Origin of the sequence: Pseudovibrio sp. M1P-2-3, from assembly GCF_031501865.1 — a bacterium.
GTDB lineage: Bacteria > Pseudomonadota > Alphaproteobacteria > Rhizobiales > Stappiaceae > Pseudovibrio > Pseudovibrio corallicola.
Genome location: NZ_JARRCW010000001.1, coordinates 3,129,697 through 3,146,564 on the forward strand (window position 1 = coordinate 3,129,697; position 16,868 = coordinate 3,146,564).

Annotated in this window: 12 protein-coding genes; 7 read left to right on the plus strand and 5 right to left on the minus strand. The window is 44.9% G+C overall.

Going from position 1 to position 16,868, the window contains the following annotated elements:
* Window positions 1-97 precede the first annotated feature (97 nt).
* From P6574_RS13580 to P6574_RS13590, 3 genes are all read right to left on the minus strand, one after another.
* A complete protein-coding gene (locus tag P6574_RS13580) occupies window positions 98-1,483 on the minus strand; it encodes an ATP-binding protein (RefSeq protein ID WP_310620806.1) in 1,386 nt (461 codons plus the stop codon).
* A gap of 34 nt (window positions 1,484-1,517) precedes the next feature.
* Entirely contained in the window at window positions 1,518-2,237 is a 720-nt protein-coding gene (locus P6574_RS13585; protein WP_310620807.1) for a response regulator, read from the minus strand.
* A 214-nt stretch (window positions 2,238-2,451) separates the two neighbouring features.
* Complete coding sequence (locus tag P6574_RS13590) at window positions 2,452-4,626, minus strand: malate synthase G (protein ID WP_310620808.1); 2,175 nt, start codon at window positions 4,624-4,626, stop codon at window positions 2,452-2,454.
* Between the two features lie 122 nt (window positions 4,627-4,748).
* On the opposite strand from P6574_RS13590, the gene P6574_RS13595 reads away from it, so the two are divergent.
* Together P6574_RS13595 and P6574_RS13600 are read left to right on the plus strand one after the other, a co-directional pair.
* Window positions 4,749-5,729: a DMT family transporter gene (locus tag P6574_RS13595; protein WP_310620809.1), complete on the plus strand. Its 981-nt coding sequence runs from the start codon at window positions 4,749-4,751 to the stop codon at window positions 5,727-5,729.
* A 50-nt stretch (window positions 5,730-5,779) separates the two neighbouring features.
* A complete protein-coding gene (locus P6574_RS13600) occupies window positions 5,780-6,841 on the plus strand; it encodes a glycosyltransferase family 4 protein (RefSeq protein ID WP_310620810.1) in 1,062 nt (353 codons plus the stop codon).
* On the opposite strand, the gene P6574_RS13605 is transcribed toward P6574_RS13600, so the two are convergent.
* Entirely contained in the window at window positions 6,819-8,348 is a 1,530-nt protein-coding gene (locus P6574_RS13605; protein WP_310620811.1) for a SpoIIE family protein phosphatase, read from the minus strand. The two genes, P6574_RS13600 and P6574_RS13605, sit on opposite strands and share 23 nt — an antisense overlap.
* A 21-nt stretch (window positions 8,349-8,369) precedes the next feature.
* On the minus strand, window positions 8,370-9,308 hold the full coding sequence (locus P6574_RS13610) for a glycosyltransferase family A protein (RefSeq protein ID WP_310620812.1): 939 nt from the start codon (window positions 9,306-9,308) through the stop codon (window positions 8,370-8,372).
* A 224-nt stretch (window positions 9,309-9,532) separates the two neighbouring features.
* Between P6574_RS13610 and P6574_RS13615 the strand changes: the two genes are divergently transcribed.
* The 5 genes from P6574_RS13615 (at window position 9,533) to P6574_RS13635 (ending at window position 16,836) form a co-directional block, all read left to right on the plus strand.
* Window positions 9,533-10,954: a lipopolysaccharide biosynthesis protein gene (locus tag P6574_RS13615; RefSeq protein ID WP_310620813.1), complete on the plus strand. Its 1,422-nt coding sequence runs from the start codon at window positions 9,533-9,535 to the stop codon at window positions 10,952-10,954.
* Between the two features lie 470 nt (window positions 10,955-11,424).
* Window positions 11,425-12,405: an O-antigen ligase family protein gene (locus P6574_RS13620; protein ID WP_310620814.1), complete on the plus strand. Its 981-nt coding sequence runs from the start codon at window positions 11,425-11,427 to the stop codon at window positions 12,403-12,405.
* Between the two features lie 27 nt (window positions 12,406-12,432).
* Complete coding sequence (locus P6574_RS13625; RefSeq protein WP_310620815.1) at window positions 12,433-13,293, plus strand: acyltransferase; 861 nt, start codon at window positions 12,433-12,435, stop codon at window positions 13,291-13,293.
* A gap of 64 nt (window positions 13,294-13,357) precedes the next feature.
* Complete coding sequence (locus P6574_RS13630) at window positions 13,358-14,410, plus strand: glycosyltransferase (protein WP_310620816.1); 1,053 nt, start codon at window positions 13,358-13,360, stop codon at window positions 14,408-14,410.
* A 641-nt stretch (window positions 14,411-15,051) separates the two neighbouring features.
* Window positions 15,052-16,836 (plus strand): hypothetical protein, encoded by a 1,785-nt coding sequence (locus P6574_RS13635; RefSeq protein ID WP_310620817.1) that lies wholly within the window; start codon window positions 15,052-15,054, stop codon window positions 16,834-16,836.
* Window positions 16,837-16,868: the final 32 nt, after the last annotated feature.

The window sequence follows — 16,868 nt, forward strand, 5'->3', positions numbered from 1 at the left end:
CATCGAACTCTCCAGCAAGAGAGTTTGATGTCAGATTCATCTTCCCAATTTCATATAAGGGTGCACTGTACTGCCCCGCAACCGAGCAAGCACACAACTAAATGGGGAGCGAGATGATCACAATCAGACCTTTCCCAGCCCTATTATTTTTCAGGTTAATAGTGCCACCATGGGCACTTATGATATTTCGGCAAATTGCCAAACCAAGGCCAATTCCACCAGTTTTTTCATTTCTGCTGGTTTCTAGGCGATAAAAAGGTTCAAAAACCTCTTCTCGTTTTTCCTCTGGGATACCCGGCCCTTCATCTATAACCTCAATAACGATACGTCCCTTTTCCTCAGCAACTTTAACTCTTGCACAAATTCCATACCGTATCGCATTGTCAATCACATTACGCAGAGTCCTTTTAAGGGAGGAGATCCGCGCAGAGATAACCGTCTCACATGTTTGTACCAGTGTTACATCTTTGCCCATGGCAACATAGTCTTCAACGATTGTTTCCACGAGTTCACCTATATTGACGCGGCGCACCTCCTCCAAAACAACATTGTCTTTCGCGAAAGATAAACTAGCTTCAGTGATGGCCTGCATCTCATCCAAGGTAGCAATTATTCGCTTTCTATCCTCAGAGTTCTCAATAAATTCAGCGCGGATTCTTAAGGAAGTTATAGGGGTTCTCAAGTCATGACTAATTGCAGCAATCATGCGCGTTTGGCTTTTAACAAAACTCGAGAGGCGCTCCTGCATTAAGTTGAAAGCAGCAATAGTTGTTTTGACTTCGAGAGGCCCACCTTCCTTCAAAGTTTCGGCTTTATGTCCTCGCCCGAACTGCTCGGCAGCCTTTTCCAACGACCTTAGGGGGCGAATAAGCCGCGCTATAAAGACCCAAATTACGAGAGTAATGAGTGTGGCAAGAATTATTACTGGCAATAAAGCAGGTAAGAGAGGCCTTCTAGGTGGATTGAAATGGCTAACAATATTCAACCATCCGCCATTTTTCAGTTGTACCGAAATGTAAATCTGTACTTCCTTCAGCCTGTACAAGCCTAGTTTTCGTTCGACCTTACGTAAACTATACCCTTCTCTCTTTTGAAAACGCTCCCGCTGAGAACGATTTTCATCTCGAAAAAAATGAGAACTCTCTCGATTTACTGAGACAAATATGGGCCGTTGCCCGTCTAGTGAGCGGTTCAAGCGCCTCTTCAAGGCCTGCTCTAATCCTTTATCACCAGACCTTTTAATTATTGGCTGAGTATCGATGAAGTATCGAGCCCGCCTGTTGGAGATTGCCTTCAAAACCTTTGCTTGAAGGCTCTCCGGCGTGTCTTCAACGAGTTTTACAACGGAGGCAGATCCCCACAGGGCGTTTTCTCTAACCACATCAACCAAGTCATTGCTGTGCTCCCCCCTGAACACCATAAAAGTTAAAAACTGAGCAACCAAAACAGTGGCCAGAATTATCAATAGAAGCTGTCCTACCATTCGTTGTGGTAGTATTTTTGTAATCCATTTCATTTCATGGCTCGGTCACTTTGGCAGTAAAGGTATATCCCCCACCCCAAACTGTTTTAATTAGTATGGGCACTTTGGGATCAGCTTCAATTTTACGCCTTAAACGGGAAACCTGATTATCGATAGATCGGTCAAAAACCGCAGGAGATCGACCCGATGTCAAGTCAAGAAGTTGATCTCGAGACAGCACCACATTGGGCCGCTTTAAAAATGCCACTAACAATTGGAACTCACCGGTAGATAGAGGGATTACGACGTCATCCCCTTTAGTGAGCTCTCTGCTTGACAGGTCAAGCACCCATTCCTCAAAGGCCAGTTTTTTTCTCTGTTCAGGATCTCGCTCTTTTGGCAACTGCGCCACACGGCGGAGTACGGCCCTAATTCTGGCCAATAGTTCCCTTGGATTAAAAGGCTTCGTCACATAATCGTCAGCCCCAATTTCCAATCCTATAATACGGTCTGTTTCCTCAACCATTGCGGTCAAGAGAATAACTGGAACCTGCTGAGCCTCCACCAGACTTCTGCATAATGAAAGGCCATCCTCACCCGGCATCATGATATCCAGTACTACCAAATCAATAGAGGAGTTGTTTATCGTTTTGCGTGCTTCTGCCGCGCTTTCAGCTAAACTGGTTCGGAAATTATTTTTCTGCAGATACCGCGCCAACGGTTCTCTGATGTCACGATGATCATCAACGACCAATATATGTGGAGCTGCCTGCAAAATACTCTCCTAGAATCCAACACTTGATATGCAAAGTGACTTTGCCTTTACTCTTAGTTGACCACCGATAATGGAACTAAAATGCATTTTATAGGATCCAACAAAAGATAACAGAAAAAGCATGTATCAAAATGTGACAGGAAATCGGAAGAAGCAGAAAATTTACGCTGAGAAAAGTAAATAGGGCACCTCAGGAGGTGCCCTAAAATATTGATTAATGGATATCTTTCTTGAACAGAAGACGATAGCTATGTAGCAAAGGCTCCGTATAACCGCTTGGTTGCTCTCGACCTTTTAATACCAAATCGCAGGCGGCCTGATAGGCAATAGATTTTTCTAGGTTAAGTGACATTGGCCTGTAAGAAGCATCTGAAGAATTTTGCTCATCAACAACCTTTGCCATCTTTTCAAATACTTTCAAAACCTGCTCTTTCGTACAGATTCCATGGTACAACCAATTCGCAACATGCTGAGATGAAATTCTGAGAGTTGCCCTATCTTCCATCAGCCCCACATTGTTGATATCTGGTACTTTGGAACAACCAACACCATTATCAATCCATCGAACAACATACCCCAGAATACCTTGAATATTGTTTTCAAGCTCTTCCTGTATTTCCGAAGGTGACCAATTAGGACTGTCGGCAACCGGAATTGTCAGGATTGCATCCAAGCCAGCCCGTTCTCTGTTTTCCAAACTTTCTTGCAGATTCGGAACATTGACCTGATGATAATGAAGCGCATGCAAAGTCGCAGCGGTAGGTGATGGAACCCAAGCCGTATTTGCACCGGCTTTTGGATGGGAAGCCTTCTGTTGCAGCATTGCTTCCATGAGATCAGGCATTGCCCACATCCCTTTGCCAATCTGGGCTTGGCCTCTTAAACTACACTCTAGACCAATATCGACATTCCAATCTTCATAGGCATTGATCCATGCAGTAGACTTCATATCCCCTTTACGGACCATCGGCCCCGCTTCCATTGAGGTGTGTATCTCATCACCTGTTCTGTCCAAAAAGCCGGTGTTAATAAAGCAGACGCGTTTTTTCGCAGCACGAATACACTCTTTCAAGTTAACGGTTGTGCGTCTTTCCTCATCCATAATACCCATCTTGATGGTATTTGGTTCCATTCCGTAGGCAGCTTCAACTTTTGTAAACAACTCATCAGCAAAGGAAACCTCTTCGGGCCCATGCATCTTAGGTTTTACCACGTATATGGAACCTTCTCGTGAGTTTGCATTCCGCCCAGAAGTAACCCCGCTCAAACCAATATCATGCAACGCAATCAAAACCGTGATCATGGCATCCAAAATACCTTCAGGTGCCTCGCGACCGTTTTCCAGCTGTACTGCAGGGTTAGTCATAAGGTGACCTACATTCCTGACAAGCATGAGAGAACGGCCTGATAGCGAAAACTCCTCGCCTTGCGCATCAAGGTATTTGCGATCCGCATTCAAAGACCGTGTAATAACCTTTCCTGCTTTCTCCAGCTTGGTATTTAGGTTCCCTAGCATAAGCCCAAGCCAGTTCCGATAAACTGTTACTTTATCATCAGCATCAACAGCTGCAACAGAATCCTCACAGTCCATAATCGTGGTGAGTGCAGATTCCATGTTTATATCGGAAATCCCTGCCCTATCCATTTTCCCAATTCGGCTCTCCCGATCAAGGACAATTTCAAGGTGTAAGCCATTCTTGCTCAACAACACCTTGTCGGGGCTTTCTGTTTCACCCACATAGCCGATAAATTGCATTGGATTAAGAAGGCCGATTATGTCGTCGTTCTCTAGTATGACAGCAAGTGAGGAGCCAAAAACAGAGATATCCTTTACATCCGCCCATTTTGCCTGATCCAGCGGTACTGCCTCATCAAGTTTGGACTTTGCAAAAGCAATAACTTCTGCACCCCGTACACTATTAAACCCACCGGATGACGGTAGGCTTCCCATAGCATCGGTTCCATAAAGGGCATCATACAGCGATCCCCAGCGGGCATTTGCGGCATTAAGAGCATAACGCGCATTCATGACGGGCACGACAAGCTGAGGCCCAGCGATAACAGCAATTTCCGGGTCTACATTTTCAGGGCTTATTTCAAACTTCTCTCCCTCAGGTATTAAGTACCCGATTTCTGTAAGAAAAGCCTTGTAGGTTTCTAGATCAACAGGTCCGGAATTTTCCTTATGCCATACATCGATTTTTGCCTGCAATTCCTCTCTCTTCGCAAGCAACTCCTCATTTCTAGGAGTCATATCATGCAGAATTTGTGAAAGGTTCTCCCAAAAAGTAGTCGGGCTCACACCAGAGTCTGGAAGTGCTTCATTTTCTATGAATTGAAATAGAGAGCTGGCTACTTTGAGGTTTGCAATACTAATCATTTCTGACATGATACATCCTAGGCTGTTTTATTTATCAATCTTCTATTAGATTGAGGAGTTTCACTACCCTATTAAGTGACAAAAGCAATTACTGTTATCAATTGCGATAATCAACAAGCAGTTTTTCCTTTTTGGAAATAATCAATAGAACTCCAGAGGTTCCAAACTCAATCCAGATGGCTTCAATTAACAAGAGAATTCCAATACCAATAAATGCTGTTCAAAATCCGTTTCTACTCCTATTGCTGGCTACAGCGTTTTGGGGTGGAAACATCGTTGCAGCAAGGTTTGCTGTTGGGGAAGTATCTCCATTACTAATTGTTTTCCTGCGCTGGTTTATAGTTGCAAGCCTCTGCATTTTTTTATTTTGGAAAAATGTAAAACGAGATTGGCACCTTCTTCGCCCACAAATCATGATGCTTACTCTCATGGCGGCATTTGGTTTCACTGGGTTCAATAGTCTGTTTTATTTGGCAGCCCATGAAACAACAGCATTAAATATCGGTATTATACAAGGCGCTATACCAATTTTCATTCTTATTGGCTCTGTTTTCTTCCTGCGCACTCAATCCAGTCTCCTACAGCTAGTTGGCATCTTAATAACAGTGAGTGGAGTTGCTATTATTACCAGTGAAGGTTCTTTAGAGCGTTTGCTAAGCCTGAATTTCAATAAAGGTGATATTTTTATTCTTCTAGCCTGTTTATTCTATGCTGGATACGCGCTTGCATTGCGCAATACACCTCCAGTTTCAGCTATTTCTCTCTTTACAGTTCTTGCTAGCGTAGCAATGCTAACGTCTCTTCCCCTTCTCTTTATGGAAGTAAGTACATCCGGCCTACAATGGCCTAGTCCAAAAGGCTGGGCTATCTGTCTTTATATTGCTATTTTTCCTTCTTTCCTTAGCCAAATCTTTTTTATGAAAGGAGTTGAGGCAATTGGCCCGAGCAGAGCCGGAGTATTCATAAACCTCGTCCCAATCTTTGGTAGCCTACTATGCATATTGCTTCTGGAAGAGAAACTATACATTTATCATGGTGCTGCTTTGTTTTTTGTTTTAGCGGGAATTTGGATCTCAGAACGGACAACTAACAAGATTGAAAGGCCCGCTTAGAAGTATTGGCATTGAGCTTGCTGCAAGCTTCTCAAAAGAGGAGGCAATTAGTGGCAAAGGTTTGGCAGTTTGTAGATTCCGGTGGAATTGGAGGAATTGAAAAGCACATTCTAGTACTAGCGGGTGCTTTGAAAGAAAAGGGATATGACTGTAACATTGTACTTTGGAATGACTACGTCAATAACCTTTGGCTTAATCAAATCAAAGACGCTCAAATCTCCTACAAGAGTTTGCAAGGCTCCTTTAAACACCTTTATAAAACTATAAAGTCAGAGCACCCAGCGATAATACACACTCATGGCTATAAAGCGGGCATTTTAGGGCGTGCAGCAGGGGCAATCACGAACACGAACACAAAAGTAGTTTCCACTTTTCATGCTGGCGAAATAGGCAATTTTCCCCTCAACCTCTACCAGTTTCTGGACAATGCCTCCAGCATCCTTTCCTCTCGAATTTCTGTCAGCAAAGATATAGCAAACTCGCTATTTTATTCGAGCGACCTAATTCCCAACTTTATTGAGGCTCCAGCGCAACCGCCCAACCGACCTTTGGGAAAAGAGATCGCTTTTATAGGAAGGTTATCCTATGAAAAGGCCCCTGACATTTTTTGCCAGTTAGCCAAGAGTTATGAAAATGATGGCTATAGCTGGAACATATACGGGGATGGCCCTATGGGGCAGGAGTTGAGGAGAGATTTCTCAAGTAATGTCCAGTTCCACGGAATGACAGCCGATTTATCTCAGGTTTGGCCTAAACTAGGACTTGTCATTATACCATCTCGAGCAGAGGGGCTTCCTTTGGTAGTATTAGAAGCGATGGCTTCTGGCATCCCTGTTATTGCAGCAAATGTTGGCGCTTTGCCAGATATTATTTCTAGGGGAGTTGGCTGGGTTTTTCACAGTAACGACTTTCCATCGCTACAAACAGTATTCACTGAGTGGAAACATTCGACTCCAGAACAATTGATGATGAAACGCCAAAAAGCCCTTGCATTAGTAAGGGAGAAATATTCCTCAGCAAAATATGTTCCAAAGATAATTTCAGTCTATGAAAAGGCGGGCCTCCCACCAAAACCCTCCGAGCACCCTATCAATTTAAAGAGCAACGCATAAGATTAATCAAAGTCCAGTCATCTTCAGGCTCAGGACCAAGTTCAGCAACTACATCTTTTCGCAGTTCACTCATGGAAGGCAATTTTTGGGAGCCCAAATGCTTTAGCAGCGCTCTCTCAAGCCATAAAGGCACATTTTCCCCACTGGCCAACCCTGCTGGGTCAAGGCCATCAGTCATTAAAATCAGCTTATCATTTTCACCTAGTATCATTTTGGTAAGAGGGAACTCTTGACCTGGCATCAAAGCAATAAGCCCGCCTGAGACAGGGAGTTGCTTTAAGATACCTTGCGATATTATTACTGGTTCAACGTGCCCTGCCGAAGCTATCGAAACTTCACCTTGAGGATAACAGTCAACTACAATCAACGTACACAGCAGACCAGAAAAGTTTATATCTCCTAGGAGGACACTGTTAACCTCCTCCAAAAACCTATCCGGCCCTAGCTCCTTGTTGAGCGCATGCACTGTTCTCAACATTGCTAGAAACGCAACACCACAGGCTTGAGCAACAATCCCGTGGCCAACCATATCGACCAATATCACTCGATCAAATCCGGGTCCATGGCAGACAATGAGTGCATCACCCGTTCCAACATCAGCAGAGCCACCTTTTCGTTCCAATGAGAAGCCGTTTATTCTGGCTTGGTCACCTTGTGAACTGCCCAACTCTTGAGAGACTACCTCAAAATGCCGTAATAATCCCGTTCTTTGCCTTAAAGCTCGGCGTAAAGAGTGTCTAACGGCTCTACGAAGAGCTTTGGGTGCTACTGGCTTATTTAAAACACTCTCAATACCTAAATCTTCCAGCCTTACTTTTAAATCTGGATCTTTATCACCTGTTATCATAATAACAGGTGCTGGTACTTTCCCCACATCCTCTTCTATAATTTGAATAATGCCCTCACCGGTCCCCTCATCCAAATGATAGTCGGTCAGTATTATGTCCACTGGATATGACTTAGCGAAATTCAAAGCATCTCTTAATGTAGTTGCAACTTTAACTTTATGATCTTTTCCTAAAAAAGCAGCATAAGTATTTGCAAGAGTTGGGTCATCATCAACCACAAGTACCGATGGTCTTCGGTCAATTAACTGCCGGTGTAAGACTAAGCGGTTCTTATACCCACTATGCGCTTGGCCAGCTTCATAGGAAAGCCCATCAACCATAGCCACAATAAGCCCTTGCCCGCGGCCTCCCTCCCTTTCAAAAGGGTTTTCATCCAAAGCGCTATCTGCAGTAACTTCGCTAATTCCATCGTAACTACTGCCATTATCTGAAATAGTTAGCGTTAAGCTCGCCCCTGTCATATCCAAGGATATTTCAATTTTGCTTGGTTTCTTTTCAGAGTGTCTGACAAGATTGGCCCCCCATTCAGACACCACAAGCTGAAGATCGTCCGAGACTTCCTCCGCCACCGCTAAGCTTTCCAGTCGCCTTCGCAAACCACGCCTCATAACAGAGACTTCTTCAAGAGTTGCTTGACGGGCATCAGTGTAGAGATTCATGCATAGACCTACTTAATTTAGTTAGCTTGCCTGTTTTCTCATCAAATAGTTTTTAGCATCAGAAAGTGCCGCGATTGCTGTACGCTTGTCAGGTTGAAGAATAAGAGCTTTAAGGTGTTCACGTAGCGCTTCTGACATTGCACCTTGATCTCGGTAACGTTCTGCCTTTGAAACGGCCAGATTGGCATTCGCTTTCCTCAAGCCCCTTTTAATTTTTGGTGCCGAGTTCTCAGAGTAGCGCTCCAGAATCATTTCTACAGCCTGAATTCTAGCATCTTTCTTCTGCGTCTCACTTCCAGGCCGCATAAGATAGTCCATAGTAACACACCCAGAAACACCAACAGGGCCCATAGTGGCAAGCTTAAGCCACAAATCCCAATCCTCGGCGGAAGGCAGCTCCGTTGCAAAACCATTTGCATTTCGCAAATATTCCGAGTTTGCAACTACTGTGGATGTTCCAACTATATTTGCAGCTAAAATTGAAGACTCAGCATTCACAAGCTCACAGAAGCTCTTGCTACTTGGTATGTCGATGCACCTTCGCCAGTAGTCAAAACAAGTTCCAAGGTCATCCCCGCACGGATTCACATGCCGATAATCGGTAAAACTGAAAGCAGCTTTGGGGTGGTGAAGATGCCACTCGACTTGCATCACCAACTTTTGAGGGTACCAAATATCATCGGCATCCAGAAAGGCTATCAATTTCGCTTGAGAGTAGTCTATCGCTTTATTTCTTGCAAAGGCTGGGCCTTCGCCCAGCCCCTCCAAAGCGACAATTCCCCCATGCCTTTTTTTAAACTCCTTCAAAAAAGCCTCTGTGCCATCGTCAGATCCGTCATCTACAACAATAATTTCAATATCCGGCATATCTTGAGCCACTACACTTTGCAGAGCGTTCTCAAGATAATCTAAACAGTTCTTTGTTGGAATAATCACAGAACATACAGGGTTCACACTCATTCGATGTTCTCCAAGTCGTCAAACGTCTGGCACTTCGCTTGCTCCTACTAAACGTGACCTTGCAGCTTCTGAGCCAATTTTTGGCCAAGACTTTTCAACCCAGTGGAGCAAACTTAACAGGCGTCATTTCGGCTCACTTAGCAGACAACAGAAAACCAACTGCCAAGTATTACAACAACGCTTTTTTGAGATGGAACTCTCGTGTATTTTGGGTGTCCTAAACAATGGCTCTAAATGGGATTTTTAAAGCTTGGCCTTACATAGCCAGTATCGTTCTCACAAAAGGGCTATCCGTCGTAACCATACCTGTCCTAACCGGGTATATGAAACCCGAAGACGTTGGCTATCTTGATGTTATTGCCTCCATCGTAGAATTTATAGGTTTGATCTGCGCTTTGGGACTCGCAGATACGCTCTTCCGATTTTCTGGAACTCAGAGCTCAGAGGCAGAGCGCAATAAAGAGACTGCAGCAATTACGGGAAGTGCGCTCCTAATCACGTTCATCTTGGGAAGTGCTGTTCAACTATTTCTCCCGCTTATTGTCTCCGCATGGAACCTACCAGTAAACATTTATGCACTCCGGTTAAGCGTCCTCGGTGCTACTTTGGCTGGCTTGATAGAGCTCCCTCTTGCTTGGCTTCGACTTGGAAACCGGCCCCTATGGTTTTTCTTCTTCACCGCATCCAGAGGAATACTTCAGGCCATCGCAATGGTTGCCTTTCTCATGAATGGCTATGGTCTTGATGCAATTTTGGCTGCAAATGGAACTTTGGATATCATCCTCACGGCAAGCCTATTGTTTCTGCAAATTAAAAAATCCGGCGCTCATCTCTCCAGAAAAGGATTTCAAAGAACGTTCCACTTTGGGCTTCCTTTGGTTGGCGGGGCACTTGCGATGTTTGCTCTGGGCTCATGTGACAGGTGGTTTCTTGTAACAGCCATTACTCCAGAAACACTGGCACACTACTCTATTGCAGTAAAACTGGCGCTTGCTGCACCTATTCTTTTACAACCCTTTGGTCTTTGGTGGCATGCTAAGAGAATAGGCGTTTTAGAACAAAAGAATGGTTTAGCATTCTCAGCGGATGCGACCTTGCTCGGTTTCTGGATCCTGATAATAGGTGCTTTGGGAACAGCTCTGACTGCACCAATATTTATTATCTGGTTTCTTCCCGAAAGTTATACTCCGGCGATTGCATATATACCGTGGCTAATCCTTTGTTTTTCAATGAATGAACTGTGCTCCCTTTTCAATGTAGGCAGCTATCGAGCGCGACATGGCTTCTACGTTCTCATTGTAAACACGGTAGGCGGTGGAACCGCAATTGCCGGTTATGCTCTTCTTGTCAGCAGCTATGGCGTAGCAGGTGCCATTGTTGCGACACTTCTTGGCCAAAGTGTACGTTTTACTTTGTTTATATCATTCTTCCATCGCCGGGCCCCTATTCCGTACCGCCTTGGCTTCATGAGCATATTTACACTACTTGCTGTAACGGCAATCGTGTTGCAACCAGCATATAGCACACTTCCCATTCAGTTTGCCTACGCCATCGCTTGGGGGCTGATTATGTTAGGTGCGGGTTTGGGAGTTGCCTTCAAAATAAAAGGTCGGCATGTATTTAGCTTATCCGGAGTTGGAACATGACGCGGCTCCCGGAGTTCCCACGACAACAAAAGAGAATAAATCACATTGCTGTAGCCCTCATTTCTTCATTAATTGTTGGCTCCACTCTTTTTAATCCAATCCACCCTCTCTTGGTGGTTGGTGTTGCACTCCTCCCAATTTGTTTCTTAATCGCCGTAAACTCCCTTTTTTATTTGTGTCTGGGTTTTGTAGTGTTTTCTTTTTTCCGCATACACGAAGTCTTCCCTGTTTTAATGCCTCTACGCATTCCCATACTCCTCGCCCTTCCCACATTAGGGCTTCTATGTTGGCAAACGATGTGCGTTAAAACACTCAAAGTATATTGGACAAGAGACTTAACCGCTTTCGCAGTCTTCTTTGCGTTGGTTACTATCGGTTTGTTCTTGTCGATGAGTAAGGGACTCGCATTTTCCTACTACACTTCTACATACAGCAAAATTGGTATTATGGTTTTGGCCATCAGTTGGATAATGAAAAAGCCTGAGGACTTTGCTTTAGCCGCTCGTATTTTCGTAATTGCTGGAATGATCGTAGCAGCTGTTGCTGTTTCTCGAAAAATGCAGGGACTCGGTCTTGTTGAAGGTTCCCGGGTAACCATTGGGCGCGATTACGGGTCAGTACTCGGGGACCCCAACGATTTGGCTCTGGTTCTGGGATTTCCTCTAAGCTTCGCAACAGCTTTGGCAATATTTAGACCAACTCTCTTTGACCGATTACTGGGAGCTATTGGCACACTTCTAATTTGTTGGGGCATTATCGCCACTCAAAGCCGTGGCGGCTTGCTGGGCATAGTGACTGTAATGGGAATTGCGGGCAACCGCGTTATCAAGAACAAAGTTATTCTTGCCGGTATAGGTGCAGTAGGGCTTGCGGGATTGATGGTCATGGCAGGCATCAATGATCGAAAATCAGGGGGAGCTGCGGAAGCAGGTATCGATGAAAGTGCAATGGGACGTATCTATGCTTGGCAGGCTGCATGGCGTATGGCTGTTCAGCGCCCTCTTAACGGTGTCGGGCTCGATAACTTCGTTGATAATTACTTCTTCTTTTCAAGCCACTGGGACGGCATGAATCATGCAGTTCATTCAACTTGGCTAGGTGTCTTGGCAGAAACCGGATTTCCCGGCTTTATTTCTTTTGTAACCATGGTTGTTTTGATGGTTTTGACCAATCTTAAATCAACGAAAATACTTGATGAGACAAACGCTCCCACAAGTACAAAAGCCACAGCCTTGGCACTTGTTGGAGGAATAGCTGGGTTTTGTGTATCTGGAACTTTTCTCACGCAGGGCTTTACTTGGCCAATTTATATCCTACTCGCTCTGACGGTAGCTTTGTCACGTTATACGAACACACTAGTTCACATCAAAGCACCCAAAAAGTCCCGATCTGACTCTTCCACCACACTAACGAGCATTAGACGCCTGTCTCCTAAAGCAAGGCGTCGATAGTCTCAAACCACCCTTGAGAGAAAAGTTATGCAACAACTACAACAGTTTAAGGAATGGCTAAAGAAACAAGATCATCCAGCCGCTGCAAAACTTTTTAAAATTGTCAAGCTTATCAAAAGTGCATCCGTGCCAACCATCCCTTGGCTACATAACTGGTTTTATCAACTAAGCCGCCTACTGAAGCACACCTTCTTCGGATTTATTCGCATTTTCTGGACGACACCACTCTTTCAAAGTCAATTGACTAGCCCCGCGCCACAACTTTTCATTTATGGCGGTATGCCTCTGGTACTAGGAAATCTTAATATGGATTTTGGCAGGGATGTACGTATATCCGGTCAAACAACATTATCAGCTCGTTCTGGAGGACAGGGAACACCTCAACTATCAATCGGAAGTAACGTTGATATTGGATGGCAAACAACAATTGCTGTTGGTCGGCGCGTAAAGTTGGGTGACAATGTCCGGATGGCTGGCAGAAACTTTCTTGCTGGGTATCCAGGACACCCATTAAATCCAGAGGACCGAGCAAAAGGTCTACCAGAGACCGAAGATCAGGTCGGCGACATCATCCTTGAAGATGGAGTTTGGCTTGCTACAGGGGTTATCGTCTCTGCAGGCGTCACAATAGGTGCGGGCACAGTTGTAGCTGCGGGGAGTGTTGTAACGAAAGATTTACCACCACGAGTGCTTGCAGCTGGAGTTCCTGCAAAAGTTATTCGATACTTAGATGTAGGTAAAGCAACGCAAGTTCAAAATGCTCCACCAAGCATGATTGCCGAGCTTCCAGAAAAGATAGCAGTTAAAGATATACCTTCCCTACCACCGGACACATCCAGTGGAGAACACTCGAACAAAACAAGTAATGGGTCCAGTCATGAAGCATGACATGGTTGTTTTTGGTGAGGACTGGGGTCGTCATCCATCCTCCACGCAACACCTCATATCTGCTATGACTGATCGCCAAAAGGTGCTTTGGGTAAACTCAATAGGCATGCGGCGACCTCAGCCAACAATAAGAGACTTTAAACGAGTTCTAGAAAAAGCAAGTTCATTCTTACATACTAAAAAGAATAACATCCGTGATCCTATTGATAACCATAGCAATATTTCTGTTTGCTCTATGAAAATTATACCGTGGCCTGGAAACTCCAGGGTACGTCAAATCAATAAAATTCTATTGGGAAAGCAACTCCGCTCAAAGAAGAAAGAACTAAACCTCTCTCACCCAATTTTATGGACATCGTTACCTACAGCGGTTGTTGCTCTAGGAGAGCTGGAAGAATATGCGGTGGTCTACTACTGCGGCGATGACTTTGGCTCTTTAGCAGGTGTGGATCATGGCCCCGTTCTTTCTATGGAAAAAGAATTGGCAAGCAAAGCTGATCTTATCATCGCAGCTAGTGAAAACCTCACGAAACGCTTTCCAGCTGACAAGACTGTTCATATTCCCCATGGTGTTGACTTTGAGCTTTTCTCCAGTCCCCAAGGACGCCCGAACGACTTACCGGATGGCCCTGTCGCCGGTTTTTATGGATCAATTGCTGAATGGGTAGATTTGGAAAGTATCGCTATCGCTGCCGATGAGCTTCCGCATTGGAATTTTGTTTTGATAGGGAATGTGGAGTGTGCTGCGACCACTCTCCAAAACAAGTCAAATATATTCTTGTTAGGCCCTCGCCCTCACCACCTTCTGCCAGCCTACTTGCAGCATTTTGATGTCTCATTACTCCCGTTTAGAGACAATGATCAGATTAGGGCTTGCAACCCATTAAAGCTACGGGAGTACCTAGCAGCAGGTAATCCAATCGTCTCCACACGGTTTCCAGCTCTTCAACCCTACGAGAAGCTCCTAACCACTATCCCTAGCGGCGATCAGTTAGCAGCGGGAATAAGGGAGGCTGATGCAGATACTTTTCGGAATACTCAACGACAACAAGCTGTTCAACCCGAATCTTGGACTGCACGGTCTCACCGGATAACCCAACTAATCAATGAACTTTGAGGCAAGCTATGCCACGACAGAAAATCTGCTTTACTTGGGCGCTAATTCTCATCGCTTTGTTAGCTTGGAGCAAAGATGTAAAGAGTAAACAGTTGGGCGAAGGAGCACTCCCCATTTACTACCGCCAAGTTGGAGCATTTCCCCTCCCCCAATCGGAGCAGATAGTTGTTTCTGGCGAAATAGCCGGTAGCGTACCAATTACTCTACTTGTGCGCATAGATGATGCTCAATCTAGCAATTATGCGAGCCGATATAATTTGGAGCAGCAGCTGCCTCCCGGTCCGTTCGAGCTACGTCTACCAATAAAAGGCATGAGGACCACATCGGGGCGCTTCCTTGATACAAACGAGATAACACAGATCATTATAGACTCGACTGCAAGAACACGTACAAGAGTTGAACGTTTTGTACTGCAGCCTACTCCACAACTCCCAACAGGGAGTGTCGGCTATAGTTTTGGAAATGAAAAAGCCCCCATTTTCCCAGGTTTTGAAAGGGTACTCCCATCCGATCAAATTATCAGCGGCGCCAAGCCAACAGCCGTTTATAGACCTGGAGTAGATAACCTTATTGCCTCAGGTATCAAAGGCGCAGAGCGGATTATTTTGCCATGGCCCAATGGTAAACCAGTAACAGTCCATTTGTGGACGGAAGATCCTGGTGAGTGGGAAACACTCCCCTACCCTCTGGAGCGTAGAATAAATATCAATGATAAAACAATTCATCTAAGAAGAGAAACCATTGATGAGTGGGTAAAGCGTCGGTATCTTGCGGGCAAACGTCGCGAAACTAAAGGTGTTGGAGATCCCTGGACAGATATTGCGCAGTACAGAGGAGGGTATTTTCAAGAAAATACAATCGCCGGACCGGATGGTATAAAAATTGACCTAGCGGGAAGCAGTCCAGATGCTACATATATTTCGGCTGTTCTTTTATCTCCACCTGAAGATCTGACCGCTCTGGACTTTGTCAATTCCGAGCGTGCGCGCGCAGTTCGATCCCAGTGGCCAGTCAAGCCTCTCCCACCAAGAGGCTCCAGTGATTTAACTGTTCAGCTTACTCAGAACAAACAAAAACTTACTTCCCTTGGCTTAAGCATTCCTGCCGGATCAGGATCCCGTACAGACATAGATTTGGTATCAATAAGCCCCACTAAAATAAAAACGATTCAGGCTGATTTTAACTCCGATCTTATAAGACCTTATATATGGGCTGCCTTAAGAACACTAGAAAGATTAAAAGCGAACAGCAACTTACTACAGATCTCGGAGACTCGGCTCGTTGAAGATACTACTGACCTGCCAGTTTCATCACCTCACCCACGTCGCTTAGTGCTCTGGATCGATATTAGTTCTCAAATTCCGCCAGGCAAGTATGAAGGGAATATCACCATCGGCTGGGAAAACGGATCGACAACTTTGCCGGTTTCTTTGACTGTTCCCAATATTAGCTTGCCCAAAGCAAAATATCCCGCCGGCTTTTATCTTGATGAAATGATCCATTTAACTTGGGCCTTCCAAAGTCCCTCTCGAAGGGCTGCTCAAATAAAATGTGATCTGGAGTTTATGACGACACTTGGACTTAGTTCCCTAGCTCCCCCCTTACAAACTCCGCTTGGAGCCAAAACTCAAGAGTTTATGTTGGATTTGAAGGCCGCGACTAATATAAGCCCTCAAAGGGGGCAGGAAATACTAGCCTACACACCAGCCAAGCGGCTGAAGCAAAACTTAGGTAATCAAGCTGCCGCTTATAGACTTAACCAACTGATAGAGGATATTAATTCACAAGGCTTAACCGCGCCGTACTGGAGCGTTGCTGATGAGCCCTCCAACCCACATCTGGGAGATGGTAGTGTCGAAAGCTGGATTAAGGTACTTCGTGATAACTCAAAGAATATAAAACTTGCCGCCCAACTTAACACCCCTAAAGATATTGAGCTGGCTAGCTTGTTCGATCTTGTTCTAATAAATGACGGTTTCGACCTTACGCCGCGCACAGTCCAAGCATTCAAAAGCAAAGGCCCGGAAGTCTGGCTCTATAATACTGGACGTATAAGGGAGACAGCGGCAATTGGAATGCGCGTAACAAAAGCTACAGCTTATGTTCAATGGCATGCACGTATGCCAACAGCTGACCCTTTTGACCCAACAGATGGAAGAGAGGGAGATGTAATGATGCTACTTCCATCTGCTGAAATCTGTAAGAAGCAACCCGATATCAACCTTGCACTACTCCATATGGCTGAAGGACTGGTCGACCAACGTTGGCTGTTGCTCCTGGACCAGGAAAAATCACGGGAAGCTCAAAGTCTGAAGAGGAAACTTTGGAAAAGTTCCCAAAACATCTGGTTAAAAAAAGGTAAACGAAACAATATTAATTTAGATTCGATACGACTTAAAGTTCAACAGTACTTCAGCAAACAGTAACAATGTAATTTTGCTGCATTACCTTTTTCCAT